The 16,117-nt window shown below is 32.6% G+C and carries 14 protein-coding genes and 1 pseudogene; 3 read left to right on the top strand and 12 right to left on the bottom strand.

The features are described 5' to 3' along the window. Positions 1–93 precede the first annotated feature (93 nt). The 4 genes from BG261_RS07285 to BG261_RS07270 all read right to left on the bottom strand — a co-directional run bounded on the left by BG261_RS07285 (position 94) and on the right by BG261_RS07270 (position 4,911). Complete coding sequence (locus BG261_RS07285; protein WP_070792693.1) at positions 94–1,593, bottom strand: helix-turn-helix domain-containing protein; 1,500 nt, start codon at positions 1,591–1,593, stop codon at positions 94–96. Positions 1,594–1,719: 126 nt separating this feature from the next. After that, positions 1,720–2,385 (bottom strand): metal-dependent transcriptional regulator, encoded by a 666-nt coding sequence (locus BG261_RS07280; RefSeq protein ID WP_070792692.1) that lies wholly within the window; start codon positions 2,383–2,385, stop codon positions 1,720–1,722. Between the two features lie 22 nt (positions 2,386–2,407). Then, on the bottom strand, positions 2,408–4,177 hold the full coding sequence (locus BG261_RS07275) for a metal ABC transporter solute-binding protein, Zn/Mn family (RefSeq protein WP_083318300.1): 1,770 nt from the start codon (positions 4,175–4,177) through the stop codon (positions 2,408–2,410). Then, positions 4,177–4,911, bottom strand: a complete 735-nt coding sequence (locus BG261_RS07270) for a metal ABC transporter ATP-binding protein (RefSeq protein ID WP_070792691.1) — start codon at positions 4,909–4,911, stop codon at positions 4,177–4,179. The genes BG261_RS07275 and BG261_RS07270 overlap by 1 nt, the downstream gene beginning before the upstream one ends. Before the next feature lie 219 nt (positions 4,912–5,130). Between BG261_RS07270 and BG261_RS07265 the strand changes: the two genes are divergently transcribed. Further along, positions 5,131–6,402, top strand: coding sequence for a serine hydrolase domain-containing protein (locus tag BG261_RS07265; RefSeq protein WP_070792690.1), 1,272 nt, complete (start codon positions 5,131–5,133; stop codon positions 6,400–6,402). Positions 6,403–6,756: 354 nt separating this feature from the next. Here the strand turns inward: BG261_RS07265 and tnpA are convergent. The 8 genes and pseudogenes from tnpA to BG261_RS07225 form a co-directional block, all read right to left on the bottom strand. Further along, positions 6,757–7,191 (bottom strand): annotated as a pseudogene (gene tnpA / locus BG261_RS11280) (IS200/IS605 family transposase). Positions 7,192–7,481: 290 nt separating this feature from the next. Beyond that, complete coding sequence (gene lpdA, locus BG261_RS07255) at positions 7,482–8,894, bottom strand: dihydrolipoyl dehydrogenase (protein ID WP_070792689.1); 1,413 nt, start codon at positions 8,892–8,894, stop codon at positions 7,482–7,484. A 1-nt stretch (position 8,895) separates the two neighbouring features. Then, positions 8,896–10,194 (bottom strand): dihydrolipoamide acetyltransferase family protein, encoded by a 1,299-nt coding sequence (locus tag BG261_RS07250; RefSeq protein WP_070792688.1) that lies wholly within the window; start codon positions 10,192–10,194, stop codon positions 8,896–8,898. Then, on the bottom strand, positions 10,187–11,167 hold the full coding sequence (locus tag BG261_RS07245) for an alpha-ketoacid dehydrogenase subunit beta (RefSeq protein ID WP_070792687.1): 981 nt from the start codon (positions 11,165–11,167) through the stop codon (positions 10,187–10,189). The genes BG261_RS07250 and BG261_RS07245 overlap by 8 nt, the downstream gene beginning before the upstream one ends. After that, the gene (locus BG261_RS07240; RefSeq protein WP_070792686.1) at positions 11,168–12,277 is read right to left on the bottom strand and encodes a thiamine pyrophosphate-dependent enzyme; all 1,110 of its coding nucleotides are present in this window, start codon (positions 12,275–12,277) and stop codon (positions 11,168–11,170) included. It abuts the gene before it with no gap. 16 nt (positions 12,278–12,293) lie between these two features. Continuing rightward, positions 12,294–13,292 (bottom strand): lipoate--protein ligase, encoded by a 999-nt coding sequence (gene lplA, locus BG261_RS07235; RefSeq protein ID WP_070792685.1) that lies wholly within the window; start codon positions 13,290–13,292, stop codon positions 12,294–12,296. Positions 13,293–13,520: 228 nt separating this feature from the next. After that, positions 13,521–13,979: a DUF4352 domain-containing protein gene (locus tag BG261_RS07230; protein ID WP_070792684.1), complete on the bottom strand. Its 459-nt coding sequence runs from the start codon at positions 13,977–13,979 to the stop codon at positions 13,521–13,523. Between the two features lie 110 nt (positions 13,980–14,089). Further along, positions 14,090–14,380: a LapA family protein gene (locus BG261_RS07225; RefSeq protein ID WP_070792683.1), complete on the bottom strand. Its 291-nt coding sequence runs from the start codon at positions 14,378–14,380 to the stop codon at positions 14,090–14,092. A gap of 131 nt (positions 14,381–14,511) precedes the next feature. Between BG261_RS07225 and BG261_RS07220 the strand changes: the two genes are divergently transcribed. Next, positions 14,512–15,105, top strand: coding sequence for a class I SAM-dependent methyltransferase (locus BG261_RS07220; RefSeq protein ID WP_070792682.1), 594 nt, complete (start codon positions 14,512–14,514; stop codon positions 15,103–15,105). A 152-nt stretch (positions 15,106–15,257) separates the two neighbouring features. Next, positions 15,258–15,965 carry a gamma-glutamyl-gamma-aminobutyrate hydrolase family protein gene (locus tag BG261_RS07215; RefSeq protein ID WP_070792681.1) on the top strand — a complete coding sequence of 236 codons (708 nt, stop codon included), beginning with the start codon at positions 15,258–15,260 and terminating at the stop codon, positions 15,963–15,965. The last annotated feature ends 152 nt before the right edge of the window (positions 15,966–16,117 follow it).

Here is a 16,117-nt window from a genome sequence, read left to right as displayed (position 1 = left end):
AACTTATAATATATGTTTTAATGCAACTTTTACAATCAATAACTTATAATCGTGGTCAATTTATGACAGTTTTTGCAAATTTTCCTTTAGTAATCATGGTTTAGATAAGATGTTTTTTTCTGTTTTTCTTTCTTCTATTATTTTTTTGATCATTGCTAAATCATAATTACTTTCAAATTCCGACAGAAGATATAATTTCTCATCTTCTTTTAAGGTAATTTTGGGATCAGTTGTAATTACTAAATCGTACTTATTTCTTTTCTCATATTTCTCAACTTGAATACCCTTAACAGCTGATGTCAGTGTTCTATGAAGATACTGATAATAATTTGGGCCATACACTGGAAGACTTTCTTCAACAATACCTATAGTTACAATCTCAGCAATATGGAAATCAATTATGGAAAGAATATTTATGTAACTTATTAAAAGAAAATTTTGTAGGTCAGATGTTTCACTTTCATCATAATCGATTCCAATTTGCTCTAAAACGACCTTTTGTAATGATTTTGCAAGCTTAAATAGATTGTGGCTTAAGAGCTTTGTTTCTTTTTTGATTAAATTTTCCCACACATATTTTTGCAGGTAACCTTTAAAGAAATATAATCTACTGTTTGTTTGGGACAGCTGATATCCTATTTGTTTTTCCAAATTCAAGGAGATTCTTTTAGAACTGTAATGTTGCAAGATGTACTCTCTAATGTATACGTCATGCATGGCAGTAGGCAGTCTTTTACTACGCATCAGATCATAAAAGTAATGCCTATCTTCATCCATTATCGGCAGAGCACTGACAAAGGCGTATATGCTCATACTTTCAAAATTAAAGTCATACTCACAATTACTAACAAAATAATCTGTCATAAAAGTATAAATATCTTTATACAATTTATCTTTTTGAAAAAGACGACTTTTTTTAACCAAGCTATTTTTCCGACCTTGTTTAGAATTTTGGCGTAACCTAGATATCTCTAGCCAAATTTGCAATGAAATATCTGCATTTCCACTTATATTAATAGCTAATGCACCAATCAATCCCCTAGCTTGCGTGCTAATTTGACTATACTTTTTATGATTCACCGCGAAACTTTGATTATTTTTAATAAGATAATCATACAGAAGGAAATAAAAATATCGAACTTGTAACTCATCTCCAATTATTCGTCCATTTTTTATCGATATATCAAACTCATCTAGAAAAAAATTAATTCTTTTTATTTTTCGAAAGACTGATGATTCACTGATTGAAAGCTCTCTGGTTAATTGAATAGTTGAAAATTTTTGATTGTATAAAAGATAATTTAACATTTTAAATTCAATACTATTAAGAATGTAATGAGTGATTATTATATCTAAATTTAAGTTCGCAGACATTTGTAAATTAAGAAAATCACCTTCACGCTTTACAATTAGTGTTTTGTTGAGCTCCTCCCCTAAATCTTCAATTTCTTGCAAATATAACTTTAGTGTATTTTTAGATAAATTTCTTTCTTTCATAAGTTTATCAAAACTTACGTTTGTATTTAGTAAAAGATAACGCAAAATAGCTACTTTATGTGCTTCTTTCTTATCTATAATTTCTTCAATTTTCATGTATATTCCTTTATGATTATTACTAAATCCACTATATTAATTATAAACAATTAATTCACAAATATAAAATCATTTTACAAAAAAAGAGTATGATTTTCATCATAACTCTAATTTAATATATTAATTTTAATTTTCTTGTGGAATTACAAATATTTTAAGAGCAAAGGCAAAGGGAATCACAAGTTCATCTTGATTAATACTGATAATCATCTCATCCTCTTCTTCATTTTTCTCTAAAACTTTAGCTATTTGGCCTAATCCAAGCGAATTTTTTTCAACAAATTCAAGAAGCTTACTGTTATCATCAAAGCGTTTGATTTGAATTATCGAACCCACTTCATAAGAGGTTAAAGGATTAGTATATTTTTCAAAAATTATCTTATCTTTATTAATCATACTTCCATGAGGACAAGTTTCAGGCTGTCCAAGAAAATTGTATAGTTTATCAAAGAAGTCTAGATCTTTTACATGCTCAAGCTCTTCAGCGAGCGTGTGGACCTCTCTTAAAGAATAATCTAAACTATCATACAAAAACCGTTCGAATATACGATGATTTCTAATGGTCGTCGCAGTAACTTCCGCACCTTTTTCAGTCAAGATAGCTCCCTTGTATGGAGTATAGGTGATGTATTCTTCCTCGCTTAATTTAAGGAGCATTTCTGAGACAGAAGGAGGTGATACCTGAAGTTTTTGCGAAAGAATCTTGTTGGATACGTGCTCATCAAGTCCTCCATTTTGATAAATAACTTTTAGGTAGTCTTCTTGATTGGCATTATTCACATGTTTCTTCATTTAATCACCTCAACCTCTTTCTTTATTTTAAACCATCATGGATTTTATCAATGTTCCATTTCATCATACTAAGGTAATTATCCCCCTCTTGACCTTCTTTTGCAAGGGAATCAGTGAAAAGATTTGCTGCAATTTTCTTACCTGTATTACGGGCGACAGCTTCCATCGTTTTAGGAGCAACACTTGATTCAACAAATAATGCCTTAACATTTCTTTCCTTGATAATATTGTCAATACGAACCATCTGTTCAGGTGTTCCTTGATTATCAGTATTAATCTCCCAAATATATTCTGCATCCATATCATAGCGTTTGGCAAAATATTTAAAGGCTCCTTCACTAGTCACCAAAACACGATTCTCTTTGGGAATTGTTTGAAGTTTGTCGTATCCTTCTTCATCAAGAGCAGTGAGCTTTGCAATATAGTCCTTTGCATTACTTTCATAATAGCCCTTATTTTCTGGATCATATTTGATTAACTTTTCCTTAATGTTCTCTACATAGATTATACCATTTTGAATGTTAAGCCAAGCATGAGGGTCTTCAGTTTTCTCTGAATTGTCTTCCGTTAAATAGAAGGGAGTCACTCCTGTACTTACTACATAAGCATGTTCAGTTTTTCGACCATTGCTTAAAAGCTTTTCGAACCACCCTTTACCAGTTTCAAGATTCAGTCCATTATAAAAGACTAGATCAGCTTTTTCAGCATACTTACTATCTTCTGGTGTGGGTTCATAAGAGTGGGGATCAACTCCGATTGGTACAATAGAATGTACTTCAACCTTATCTCCTCCAACTTCACTAGCCATATCTGCGATAATCGAATAAGAAGCCAGAACTTGTAGTTTACCATGATTTTTGTCACTCATCAATCTTGAACTTAGGAAAAATCCAAAAACAAGTAAAATGGGGATTAGGGCAATAGCAAAATACTTATTTTTGCTACCTAACTTCAACTTACTATAGTCTATAATTCCATTTTTGGGTGAGAAAATAAATGAAACAATAAAGAAAGCTGCTCCTATTAAGACAATTGTCGCACTAGTTGGCAAATTGTACTTAAAGCTCACAACAACACCCAAGAGTCCAAACACTACACCTAAAATCGATGAAGTTACAATCATACTACTTAGATGCTTATTCCAAAGATAGGAAGTTGCTGCCGGTATAACAAGCATTGCAACTACCAATACAATTCCTACTTGAGATAGAGATGAGACTGTAAAAATTGTAAGTAAGAACATTAATAAATAATGAAAAAAACTATTATTTAGTCCTGCTGCTTGAGAAAACACAGGGTCAAAAGAAGTAATCATCAGTTCCTTATACAAGGCAACTACAACCACTATTACAACTATCATCAAAATAAATGACTGAAAAATCTCTTCAGGAGTCACTGCCAAAATATTACCAAATAAAACATGGTTTAAATCGACTCCGCTTCTTACCTGACTGATTAATATTATTCCCAAAGCAAAGAAGGTGGATAATGTTATACCTATGGCAGTATCAGCCTTAATTTTGGACTTTTTAGTTATATATTCAATGAGAATTGAGGCTAAAATTCCAAATACAGTTGCTCCAAAAAGAACATTAATTCCCAATAGATAAGAAATTGCTACACCAGGAAGGACCGCATGTGAAAGAGCATCGCCCATTAAGGACAACTGTCTTAAAACAATAAAACTTCCAAGAACTCCTGACATAATACCCAGTATAATTGATGTTATAAGAGCATTTGTCATACTAACAGGAAGGTTAAAAAAGTCAGCAATATTAAATAAAATATCCATTATTTTTCCACCCCCTTGATAGTAATATCACCCATGGTATTACCATAAGCTTTCTTGATATTATCCGTTGTAAATGTATCTTCAACATCGCCATATGCTTCTACACCACGGTTAACAAGAATAAGTTGGTCAAAATACTCTGTAACTTTATGTAAGTCATGATGAACAATTACAATTGTTTTACCTTGATTCCGTAATTCACGAATTATATCAATAATTATTTTTTCGCTTACCATATCAATTCCAACGAATGGTTCATCCAAAAAGTAATAGTCAGCTTCCTGAGCTAAAGCGCGTGCTATATATACCCTTTGCAACTGCCCACCAGATAAATCTGATATCGCTCTTTCACTGTATTCAGTCAATCCAACTTTTTCAAGGGCTTTCTGCGCAATTAATTTTTCTTTTTTCCCTGGTCTTTGAAAGACATTCATATTAGGATAGGTTCCTGTCAAAACAACCTGCCCTACGGTAATTGGAAAACTAAGGTCAATTTCGCTTCTTTGAGGTACATAGGCTACTTTTTTGCGAAAATATTTTTCTCCCATACCATCTATCGAAATTTCCCCCGTATCTTTTTTTATAAGACCTAGAATGGCTTTTAGGAGTGTCGATTTCCCTGCACCATTTGGACCAATAATTCCAACAGAAACTCCATCTGGAATTTCTAAATTCACGTTAGTCAGCACGGGAATATTATTATAAGAAACATTTAAATCTTCTATCTTAATCATGAATTATATTCCTTTCTTTTACTAGTTATCTATAAATTTAGTTTAACCTAAATTTTATTTTTAGGCAAGCCTTAAAAATTATAATTATAAACCTTTCATGAACTTTTAAAAACCACTTACGAATAATCTAGTGCATTTATTTTAAACAAGTGTTAAAATATTTTCAGTTACTCTATTTTTCGATGAGTTAAATAAATAATAATAGGAAAATATAAAATTATGGATTTGCAAAGAAGTAAAAAATATAGAAAAAGAAAAAAGAGGCTAAAATTAATTTCCTATCTTATTCTTATAGCTATAATATCTACATCAATTGGTATTTTTAGTACAAAGATCTTTTTTAATACTGTTGAAGAAATTGAAAAAAAACCACAGGAAGAAACAAAGTCTTCTAAAAATAGTACCGAGAAAACTTCTGAATCAACAACTAAACCTAAAAATGACTATCCTATGTCTACTGATGGAGTAATATTATCTAAACTACCTGCTGATGACTTAAATAATTTAGATAAAAATGTTCTTGCCCCTGATGCACAAAGTATGAATGATGAGTTGGAAAACGCAAATTTTGTAGGTGTAGCTCTTATTATCAAAGATGGGCAAATAATCCTACAAAAAGGGTATGGTTTTGCAGACTATTCGGAAAACCGTTTAAATGACGCAGGATCACATATACAAATTGGATCAGTTCAAAAAGCATATACAGCTACTTTAATTTATAATTTAATTGAAGAAAAAAAATTATCATTTGATACTCCTTTAAGCAACTTTTATCCTCAGATATATGGTAGTCAATATATTACAATAAGAGATATGTTAAGGATGCATTCTGGACTTCAACTTGATATTCCAGGTTATATTCAATTTTTCAGTACAAACCAAGTATTCGATTATATTACTGCAAATATAGAAAATACTGGTCAAAAGATATATAAATATCAGGCAGTTAACTACAATTTACTTGCAGGTATTATTGAAAAAATAACTGGGAAAAGTTATTATGAGAACTTTGAAAAATTTTTCCACGGTATAGGTTTGAAAGATTTCGGACAATATACAGATTGGCCCGAAAGAAAAGGATATACCACAGGGTACCAAAAAACTGGTGAATATATATACTCGTTACCTAGAGCATATGATCCTCAACTCTTTATACGAGAAGTAGGTACAGGTAATATAGATTCAACCGCAGGAGATGTATACAAATTTTTCAATAAATTTTTAACTGGTAAAATAATCAAGAATTCTGTACTTGAAGAAGCATGGAAACCAATATATGATGATAGTAATGCATACATCGGAGGTTTTTACGACCAAGGTGATGCATATCGAATGAATGGTGTAATAGACTCCCAACAATTAGCTATATTAATTTCAAAAGATACAAAAAATGCTGTTATTCTCTTTAGCAATCGAGTAAATCAAGATGTATTCCAACCTATGATTTCTTCTTTTTATCAAGAATTAACAGGTAATTATGTAAAATTTTAATTCTTATTTTATTATATATGTAAGAAAAAGTTTGTAGTATGAGTGCTTCACAGGCACTCATACTTTTTATATGAAAAACTTCTCTGCTGCAATAGTTAAAAGCGAGGAAAGCATTCCATATGTATTAAAATATTTATGAATTTCCAGTTCACATAAAATTTATAATATAATTAATACCGTAAATAAAATTGCTTATGGTTTTAATAAAACTAATAAATTAAAGAGAAGAATAATGATTATACAAGGAAATTTTACTTTGTAACTTTTTATCTCAGTAAATGTCAGCTCGCTCAAAGACTCTGGCTGAACTTTGGTCTCATTATCTTGATTCGTCCTAACCTCGTCTAAACGGGGTTACTTCGTCTTGAAATTGTCATCACTAAACGGGTCTTCATATTCTTTTTCACTTAGTTTATCAATCAAAATATTATGCTTTTCCTGTTCTCTTATATATTTCGCTCCTATTTGTTCATTTAAATCAACTGTACTTACGTAATATCCTTCTGCCCAGAACTTTCGATTGTTGTATTTATATTTTAAATTCATATGCTTATCAAAAACTATTAATGCACACTTGCCTTTTAAATATCCTATTAAGCTTGACATACTTATTTTAGGTGTAATTAGAACCTAAAAGTGAACATGGTTTGGACTCATATGACCTTCTATTATCTCAACAACTTTATAAGTATAAAGTTGTTTTATTATTTCTATCAAATCTTTTCGTACTTAATTATAGATTGATTTTCTACGATATTTAGGTATAAATACTATATGATATTTACCTATCTATTTTGTTTGTTATAAACTGTAATTGGTTTTTGCCATTCTTATTCCTTCTATAATTATATTTAACAACTTTATTTATTATAGTAGTTTTTGAATTACTAAAAGCCTTTGTTCCCCACCCGTATAGCAGGTGGTTTTTTGTTTACTATTATGTAGTAGACAGTCTGAAAGCCTAAATATAAAAAAAGCAGCACGATGAACGTGCTGCATAAAGTATAATTAATTATTGGATACTTTTATATAGAAATATCAGTTAGGAAATAAACAGTTATATCTCCTCTAAAGTTTTTTTAAATATGAATTGGTAACCCATCAGCTAATTCACTTGTATCCATAATTGCTTCTCCAAGAGTTGGATGTGGGTGAATTGACATTGAAATATCTTCACTAGAAAGACCATTTTCAATAGCAACTGCAAATTCTGAAATCAAGTCACTTGCTCCAGGTCCTGCAACTTGTGCACCAATTATTACATGTGTATCTTTATCAGTCAAAATACGAACAAAACCGTTAGTAGCGTTCATTGTAATAGCACGTCCATTTGCTGCAAATGGGAATTTAGCGATATTGAAGTTCAATCCTTTTTCTTTAGCAGAATCAGGTGTTTCTCCCATTGTAGCTAATTCTGGATCGCAATATGCTACAGCTGGGATTGCAACTGCACAATTTAATTCATCATCACCTGCAGCATTGGCTGCAGCGATTTTTGCTTCGTAAGAAGCTTTATGTGCAAGCATTGGTCCTGCAACAATATCACCAATAGCATAGATTCCAGGAACACTTGTTTCTTGACGATTATTAACTTCAATTTGTCCACGATCAGTCATCTTGATGTCAGTATTATTAAGACCAAGCTCATCTGTATTTGGTCTACGACCCACAGAAACTAAAACGTAGTCTGCTTCAAGAACTTCTTCTTTTCCATCAACTTCGTATGTAACTTTAACAGAGTCAGCAGTTTGTTCTGAAGATTTAGCACGCGCATTTGTAACAATGTCAATATGGCGTTCTTTGAATTCATCAACAACAACTTTAATCATTTCATCATCAAATCCATTAAGAATATGAGGAAGTCCTTCAAGAATAGTAACTTTTGAACCTAAATTTGAGTAAGCTCCAGCTAATTCACTTCCGATTACTCCACCACCAATAATAACAAGTTTTTCAGGAACTTCAGGTAGGCTAAGAGCTCCTGTTGAATTTACAACACGACCTTCAAATTTGAAACCTGGAATTTCAATTGGGCGGCTACCAGTTGCAATGATACAAGATTTAAATTCTAAAAGATGAGATTCGTCACCACTAATAACGTTTAACACTTGATTATCGTTAAAGCGAGCTTCACCACGTAGAATTTCAACTTTATTCTTTTTAAGAAGCATTCCTACTCCACCAGTTAAAGTCTTAACTACTTTTTCATCTTTCCATTTAAGTGTTTCTTCCCAGTTCAATGTTGCACCTTTTGAATGGACACCCATAATTGTATTTGTATCATGTAATTGTTCATGATAAATGTGTCCAGCATTGATTAATGCTTTTGATGGAATACATCCAACATTTAAACACACTCCACCAATTTCATCACGTTCAACGATAATTACTTTTCTACCTAATTGCGCAGCACGGATAGCCGCAACGTATCCGCCAGGGCCACTTCCGATAACTACTAAATCAACTTCTCTTGCTTGTGAACCTACAACCATTTTATACCTCCATTAACATATAGCTAGGATCAGCTAGCAATTGTTTTAAATAATTCATTGCACTTTGTGCTAACATTCCATCAATTAATCTATGGTCAAATGAAAGTGATAGTTTCATCATGTTACCAACAGCAATTTCGCCTTCAGCATTAACGATTGGTTCTTTAGAAATTGTACCTAAACCAAGGATAGCTGCTTCATTAACGTTGATTACTGGTGTAAACCAGCTTCCACGAGCTGACCCAATATTAGAAATTGTGATAGTTGAACCAGTTGATACATCTGGAGTTAATTTACCATCGCGAGCACGATTTGCTAAATCAGAAATTTCAGCTGCAATTGCAAGGATTGATTTACTATCAGCATTTTTAACAACTGGTACAAATAGTCCGTTTGGAGTATCAACAGCAATACCAACATTAATTCCATCAGGGTAAACAATTTCTTGTTTAGCCATATCAACATGTGCATTCAATTCTGGGAATTTCTTAGACATAGCTGCTAATGCTTTAGCAACATAAGCAAGATATGTTAATTTAACACCTTCTTTTGCTGCAATTTCTTTGAAGTTAGCGCGATGTTCCATAAGTTTAGAAACTTCAGCTTCATCAAATAATGTTACGTGAGGAACATTTTGTTTTTGACTTACCATATTCTTAGCAATAGCTTTACGAACAGGAGTCATAGGTACACGACCTTCTTTAGCAGGTGCAGGTGCTGCTGGTTTAGAAGTAGTCTCAGTTACAGTTTCAACAACAGTTTCTTCTACTGGTGTTGCTTCAGCTGATGCTCCACCATTGGCAATAAAGTTTTTAACATCATCAACAGTTACATGTCCATGACGACCTGTAGCAGGTACTGTGGTTAAGTCAACTCCATTTTGACGAGCTAATTTTCTTACTGAAGGCATTGCACGAAGTTTACCATTTACAACTGGTGCCCCAACTCCTGTAACTTCAGCTTGAGGTGCTGCTCCAGTTGAGACTTCTTCACTAGTTTCAATAAGTTCATCTTTTACTTCTTCAGTTGCCGCTGCAGGTGCACCGGCTGAACTACCAGTTCCATCACCATCAAATTCTACTAATGGTGCCCCAACTTCAACAACAGTTCCAGCATCAACAAAAATCTTTGTTACTTTACCAGAGTAAGGAGATAGAATTTCTTGCAATAGTTTATCATTTTGTACTTCTGCTAAAGCATCATCCTCTTTAATTTCATCACCAACTTTTACTAACCAAGAAGCAATTTCACCCTCAGCCATACCTTCGCCTACGTCAGGCATACGGAAAATCTCAGTCATAGTCTACAACCTCCTTAACTTTACTTACAACATCTTTAACTTGTGGTAACCAATCATTCTCTGCTTGTGCAAATGGATAGATGCTATCTGGTGCAGCAACACGTCCAATAGGAGCCTTCAAGCTTAAAATAAATCTTTCGCTAATTTCTGCCATTACAGCTGATCCAATACCAGCTTGACGTTGTGCTTCTTGAACTACAACTACACGACCAGTTTTTTCAACACTTTGTCCAATTGTTTCAATGTCGAGTGGTTGAACAGTACGTAAGTCAATAACTTCTACTGAAATTCCATCTTTTTCAAGCTCTTCAGCAGCTTTTAAACTTGTTGGAACTGTTCCACCGTAAGTAATGATAGTTACATCAGATCCTTCTTTAGCAATTGCTGCTTTGTCAAGAGGAGTTGTGTAATATCCTTCTGGAACTTCACCTTTTACTGAACGATAAAGTTTCAAATTTTCAAGATAAATAACTGGATCATTTGATTCAATAGCGGCTAATAATAAACCTTTTGCATCAGCAGGGTTACTTGGCATAACTACTCTAAGACCAGGAGTTTGAGCCATCAATCCTTCTAAACTATCTGAGTGCATCTCAGGAGTATGTGTACCACCACCATATGGGCCACGCACTACAATTGGAAATTGTTTTTGACCATGGAAACGAAAACGATTACGTGCCATTTGACCTGAAATTGAATCCATAACTTCGAATACGAAACCAAAGAATTGAACTTCAAATATTGGACGATATCCTTCAGTTGTAAGACCAATAGCTGCCCCACCAATAGCACTTTCAGCAAGTGGTGTATTGAAAACACGTTCATTTCCGTATTTAGCATTTAAGCCTTCTGTAGCACGGAAAACTCCACCGTTTTCACCAACGTCTTCACCGAATATTAGGACGTTATCATCTTTTTCAAGCGCTAAATCAAGCGCTTCTGTAATTGCTGCAATATATGTCTTGACTGCCATTTATTTGCCCTCCTCTTGGAATTTTTTGATTTGTTCTTGCATTACATAGCCTGGTTGTTCCAAGGTAGTTGCAATAAAGTCTGACACTTTTTGTTTTGGAGCATTATCAGCTAACTTAACTGCTTCGTCAATTTCTGCATTAACTTCTGCTGCATAAGCCGCTTCAATTTCTTCACTCCATAATTTACGTCCTTCAAGGAAAGTACGCATACGAACTAGAGGATCTTTCTTGAAGTTTTCATCGATATCTTCTTTTGTACGGTAACGTAACGGATCATCTCCACTCATTGAATGAGGTTCTAAACGGTTACATAAAGTTTCAATTAAAACAGGTCCGTTACCACTCGCTGCCCAATCACGTGCTTTTTTAGCTGAAATGTAACAAGCTAATGCATCCATACCATCAACTACGATACTTGGAAGACCTGCTCCCCATCCTTTTGATGCAATATGTGGTGCAGCTGTTTGAAGTGCACGTGGTGTTGAGATTGCAAAGCCATTATTTTGAATAAAGAATACTGCGTTAGCTTTATATGCACCTGCAAAGTTCATCCCTTCATAAGTATCACCTTGAGAAGATCCTCCATCACCTGTGTACGTATAAGCAACAGCATTTTTCTTTCTCATCTTCATACCAAGGGCGATACCTGCGGCTTCAACAAACTGAGCTCCAATGATAATTTGAGGGAACCAAGTCTTAACTCCATCCATCTCTCCACCAAGGTAGTGACCACGACTCCACAAAAAGTTCTTATAAATTGGATAACCTTTATGGATCATTTGTGGGATATCGCGATATCCAGGTAATAAATAATCTTCATCCGTAAACGCATAACTTGTTGCTGATTGACTAGCTTCTTGACCACGTGTTGGGGCAACAAAACCTAGACGACCTTGTTTAGCAAGCTTTGTACTACGCTCATTTAATACGAATTGTTTAATCATACGTTGCATGATATTTACTAAATCTTCATCTGTAATTCCAGATTCTTCAAACAATTCTTTGTCAACTAATTTTCCATCATTATCAAGTACTTGTAATGTAGGAAATTCATTTTCTTGATCTTCTAATTGTTTTCTAAAATCAAGAATCTCTGTGCCTTTACTCATAGAATCTACTTCCTCCCTATTCTTCAATTTGTTCTTCATTGAACAAACTTGCTACTTCTTCTGAGCTAATCGCACCAAAGTACTTTTTTTGCTCATACTGTCCTAACAATTCTAAAATTTTTGGTTCACTAAACGGCAAACCAATAAATTCAGGTAAAATATTTTCAACATCTTCTACATCAAGGAAATCTCCTTCAAATGTAATAGATTTGATAATTCCATCTTCTACTTGTGCTTTGAGGTCGATAATTCCACCGTCAAATTTTTCATGTGCATGATAGTTGAATTTTGGACTCTCTCCATAATTCCATTCCCATTTAGAAAACTTTTCTTCTTCAAGTTTATGAACCTCGGCTAATTGCTCATCTGTCAAAATAATTTCTTTATCTTTATTATGATCAGAAAGTTCATAGGTCAGTGCCTCTTGAAATTCAGACAAAGTTAAGTCAGGAACAACCTCATGAATGTTTCCAACTCTGCTACGCACACTTTTCACCGCTTTTGAAATAAATTTTTCATCACTCACATTTAGAGAACGTACTAAAGTCTCTGTATCGCTATTGAATAGTAGTGTTCCATGATGCATCAGATATCCTTTAGAATATCTTTGGGCATTACCACTAATCTTCTTCCCATTAACAAGTAAGTCATTTCTACCACTTGTTTCTGCAGGAATTCCTAGCTTTTGAAGTGCTGTTACCATAGGTTGAATAAATTTTTTCCATTCAACTTGATCTGGATGATCTAATGGTATTATGAAGGTAAAATTGAGGTTTCCTAAATCGTGATACACGGCTCCCCCACCAGATACTCTTCGAACAACTTCAATGCCATTTTCTTCAATAAATGGTGCATTAATCTCTTCAAATGTATTTTGATGCTTACCAACAATTACGGCACTCTTATTTTGCCATAAGGCAAATACAGGCTCGCTCGGTTTCAATTTTGTGAGCAGCCATTCATCCATGGCAATATTAAATGGTGCAGTCTTATTTTCGTTTACAACGTATCTCAAGACTATCTCCTTTACAAATATTTTGCTAAAAAAATCAGCAATCGCTTACATTATCATTGTAAAACATTTCAAAAAAATTTACAAACTTTTTGTTTGCTTTTTCTTTATTTGATAAGGGTTCCGAGGTGTTCTACAATGGATGTATAACAAAAATTCACAAAGTTATTAATTTCACTAAATTAATTTACTAAAACAAAAAAACTAGACTTCCATCCAGTTTTTATAATACTACTGCAAATCAATAACAACTTCTTGTTCAGTATTTGTTTTGTAAACTAATTGCAGTCTAGTGCCTTTTTTGACTTCTCCAACTAGATTTCCTGTTATTTTTTCACCTTTTTTTAGTGTGCCAGCTTCTAAAATATCAATACCATCAACATTTAAATTTGCATTAATATCATCACCTTTTTCAGTTCGTAATACAAAATCTAATGGATTATACTTAACAGATTTTTTTCCATTATTAGTTAATGTAACTGTTACAACAGCAAACTCCTTACCGTTTTTAGGCTTAGTATAATCAGTACCCTGACTCTTTACTACTTTATCAACGCGTATCTCATAATAATCAAGCTTAACGCTTTCTCCTGTTTGATGTGCTGTAGAGTATATCTTTACAATTAAAAAGATAAATAAAGTTAAAATTACTCCAATAAAAATAAATTTTTTGTATCTCTTATCTTTCAATTTTTTCTCCTTAAATACTATTAAAAACTCCTAATTAACATGCGCAACCGCTTTCGTGTATAATTATAACATTTAAAAGAATAATTTAAAAATCTAGCATAACTGCCAGATTATTTTTTTAAATCTTCAATTTGAGATTGTAAATTTGAAATTTCTTTTTGAGTTTCAGACTGAATATTTTTTAAGGCTTTCTTTGCATCTCCTTTTTTATAGGTCCAACCCAAAACAACACCAATTGCAAACATGATAAGAATTAAGACTAATAATGGAATTTTAATTGAAAAGAAAATAAATGATAATTCTACCAAATTTAGATTTTGGAAGGCGAAAACAATAATTGCAATTAATACTAAAATAGCTATCACCCTCTTTGGTGTAAGTAATTCTTTTAACTTATTCATAGATATACTCCTCTTCTGATTTGTTGCTACAATCATTATACAAAATTTTTATAATTTTTTCAGTTAAAAGCTTTGTTGAATATATGATATTGGTCTATCATATGAATTGATAATGAAAGGTGGAAGTCAAGATGAATGAAAATGTATTCAACAACATGGCTAATAATTATGATAACGATGACCGAAAGCAGTTATCTGACATCATTAGATTAGAAATCTCCAAATATATTCCTGGTGACTGTTCTAATAGCATTTTATTAGACTATGGAGGAGGTACAGGTCTTGTATCTTTACCTATTGCAGAAAAATTCAAAAATGTTATTATAGCTGATACTTCAAAATCGATGCTTGAAGTAGCACTTAGCAAAATTAATAGTGGTAACATCTTTAATGCTTCTGTTTCACTTGTAGATGATACTATATTATTACCTAGCGCTGATATAGTGATTATATCATTAGTATTAATTCACATTCCGAATATAGAAGCAATTCTTAAAAAAATTTATGAGATCTTGAAGCCAAATGGAAAGATAATTATAGTTGACTTCGACAAAAATGAAAAAGTTAATCATCCTAAATTACATAATGGATTCCAGCATAAGGAATTAAAATCAATACTTGAAAAAGAAGAATTTAAGAATATTACTATTGAAAATTTTTATTCCGCTAACAATTTGTTTATGAAAGAAGATGCAACATTATTTATTGCCCAAGCAGAAAAATAAATAACAAATTTCTTATAAAAAATTTATAAGAAGCTATAAGTTTTTCATATACCTAAACACCTTGTATGAAATAGCTTTTTTTGCTATCCTTTATCATACAGTGTTGGAATAACTATTATTCCACAAGTCTAGAGAAACAGAGGTATTTAAATATGGCAATTATTGGTATCGCAGGTACAACCTATTACGGTGAGGATGAAGTACCATTTCATGGAAATAAAGTAATATATACTAGAAAAGGTTTCGTAGATGCTATTCAAGCCATGGGTCATATACCTCTAATAATCCCAAATGATAAACCCGAAAGAGCGGCTAACTATATTAATATTGTAGATAAACTTATATTAATGGGTGGAGAAGATGTTAGTCCACAGTATTATAACGAGGAACCTGACAAGCTTCTAGGAAATACTAATCCCGAAAGAGATGTTTTTGAATTTGCTCTAATTGAATCGGCTTTAGATCAAGGTAAATCAATTTTTGGTGTATGTAGAGGTCTGCAGGTATTAAATGTTAAATTTGGTGGAACCCTATTTCAAGATGTATCTTATACAGGAACAAAAATTAAACACATGCAAGTACCTACTAAACAGCGCTTTCCCACACATTCAATTGAAGTTAAATCTGATAGTGTTTTAAACTTCCTTGGCCAAACACATATGGTCAATTCTTTCCATCACCAGTCAATAAAACAATTGGCCGATAACTTTACTGCTATTGCACATGCGAAAGATGGAATTATTGAGGCAATCAGTGATACACAAAGAAAAATTATCGCTGTCCAATGGCATCCAGAAGCAACATGGCATCGTTTTGACAAAGATAAAGCTTTATTCTCATATTTTCTAAACGATTTATAATATAAAAAACAAACCGAATTTATGATATATAGATTCGGTTTTAATATATCGGTCTAATAATCTTTGTAACTTAAAAGTAATATTAATATATTGTTTTTTTATACAAAATATATTTATAAACCAAAGATCCTTATTAAACTCTGCAATAAAGA

Source organism: Floricoccus tropicus (assembly GCF_001832905.1).
Lineage (GTDB): Bacteria > Bacillota > Bacilli > Lactobacillales > Streptococcaceae > Floricoccus > Floricoccus tropicus.
This window is presented reverse-complemented; position numbering and strand designations above follow the sequence as displayed.

Coding starts and splice junctions, on each gene's coding strand:
- BG261_RS07265 (WP_070792690.1), top strand. CDS start 5,131: ATGGATTTGCAAAGAAGTAAAAAATATAGAAAAAGAAAAAAGAGGCTA.
- BG261_RS07280 (WP_070792692.1), bottom strand. CDS start 2,385: ATGAAGAAACATGTGAATAATGCCAATCAAGAAGACTACCTAAAAGTT.
- BG261_RS07225 (WP_070792683.1), bottom strand. CDS start 14,380: ATGAATAAGTTAAAAGAATTACTTACACCAAAGAGGGTGATAGCTATT.
- BG261_RS07275 (WP_083318300.1), bottom strand. CDS start 4,177: ATGGATATTTTATTTAATATTGCTGACTTTTTTAACCTTCCTGTTAGT.
- BG261_RS07285 (WP_070792693.1), bottom strand. CDS start 1,593: ATGAAAATTGAAGAAATTATAGATAAGAAAGAAGCACATAAAGTAGCT.
- BG261_RS07250 (WP_070792688.1), bottom strand. CDS start 10,194: ATGACTGAGATTTTCCGTATGCCTGACGTAGGCGAAGGTATGGCTGAG.
- BG261_RS07270 (WP_070792691.1), bottom strand. CDS start 4,911: ATGATTAAGATAGAAGATTTAAATGTTTCTTATAATAATATTCCCGTG.
- BG261_RS07245 (WP_070792687.1), bottom strand. CDS start 11,167: ATGGCAGTCAAGACATATATTGCAGCAATTACAGAAGCGCTTGATTTA.
- lpdA (WP_070792689.1), bottom strand. CDS start 8,894: ATGGTTGTAGGTTCACAAGCAAGAGAAGTTGATTTAGTAGTTATCGGA.
- BG261_RS07220 (WP_070792682.1), top strand. CDS start 14,512: ATGAATGAAAATGTATTCAACAACATGGCTAATAATTATGATAACGAT.
- BG261_RS07215 (WP_070792681.1), top strand. CDS start 15,258: ATGGCAATTATTGGTATCGCAGGTACAACCTATTACGGTGAGGATGAA.
- BG261_RS07240 (WP_070792686.1), bottom strand. CDS start 12,277: ATGAGTAAAGGCACAGAGATTCTTGATTTTAGAAAACAATTAGAAGAT.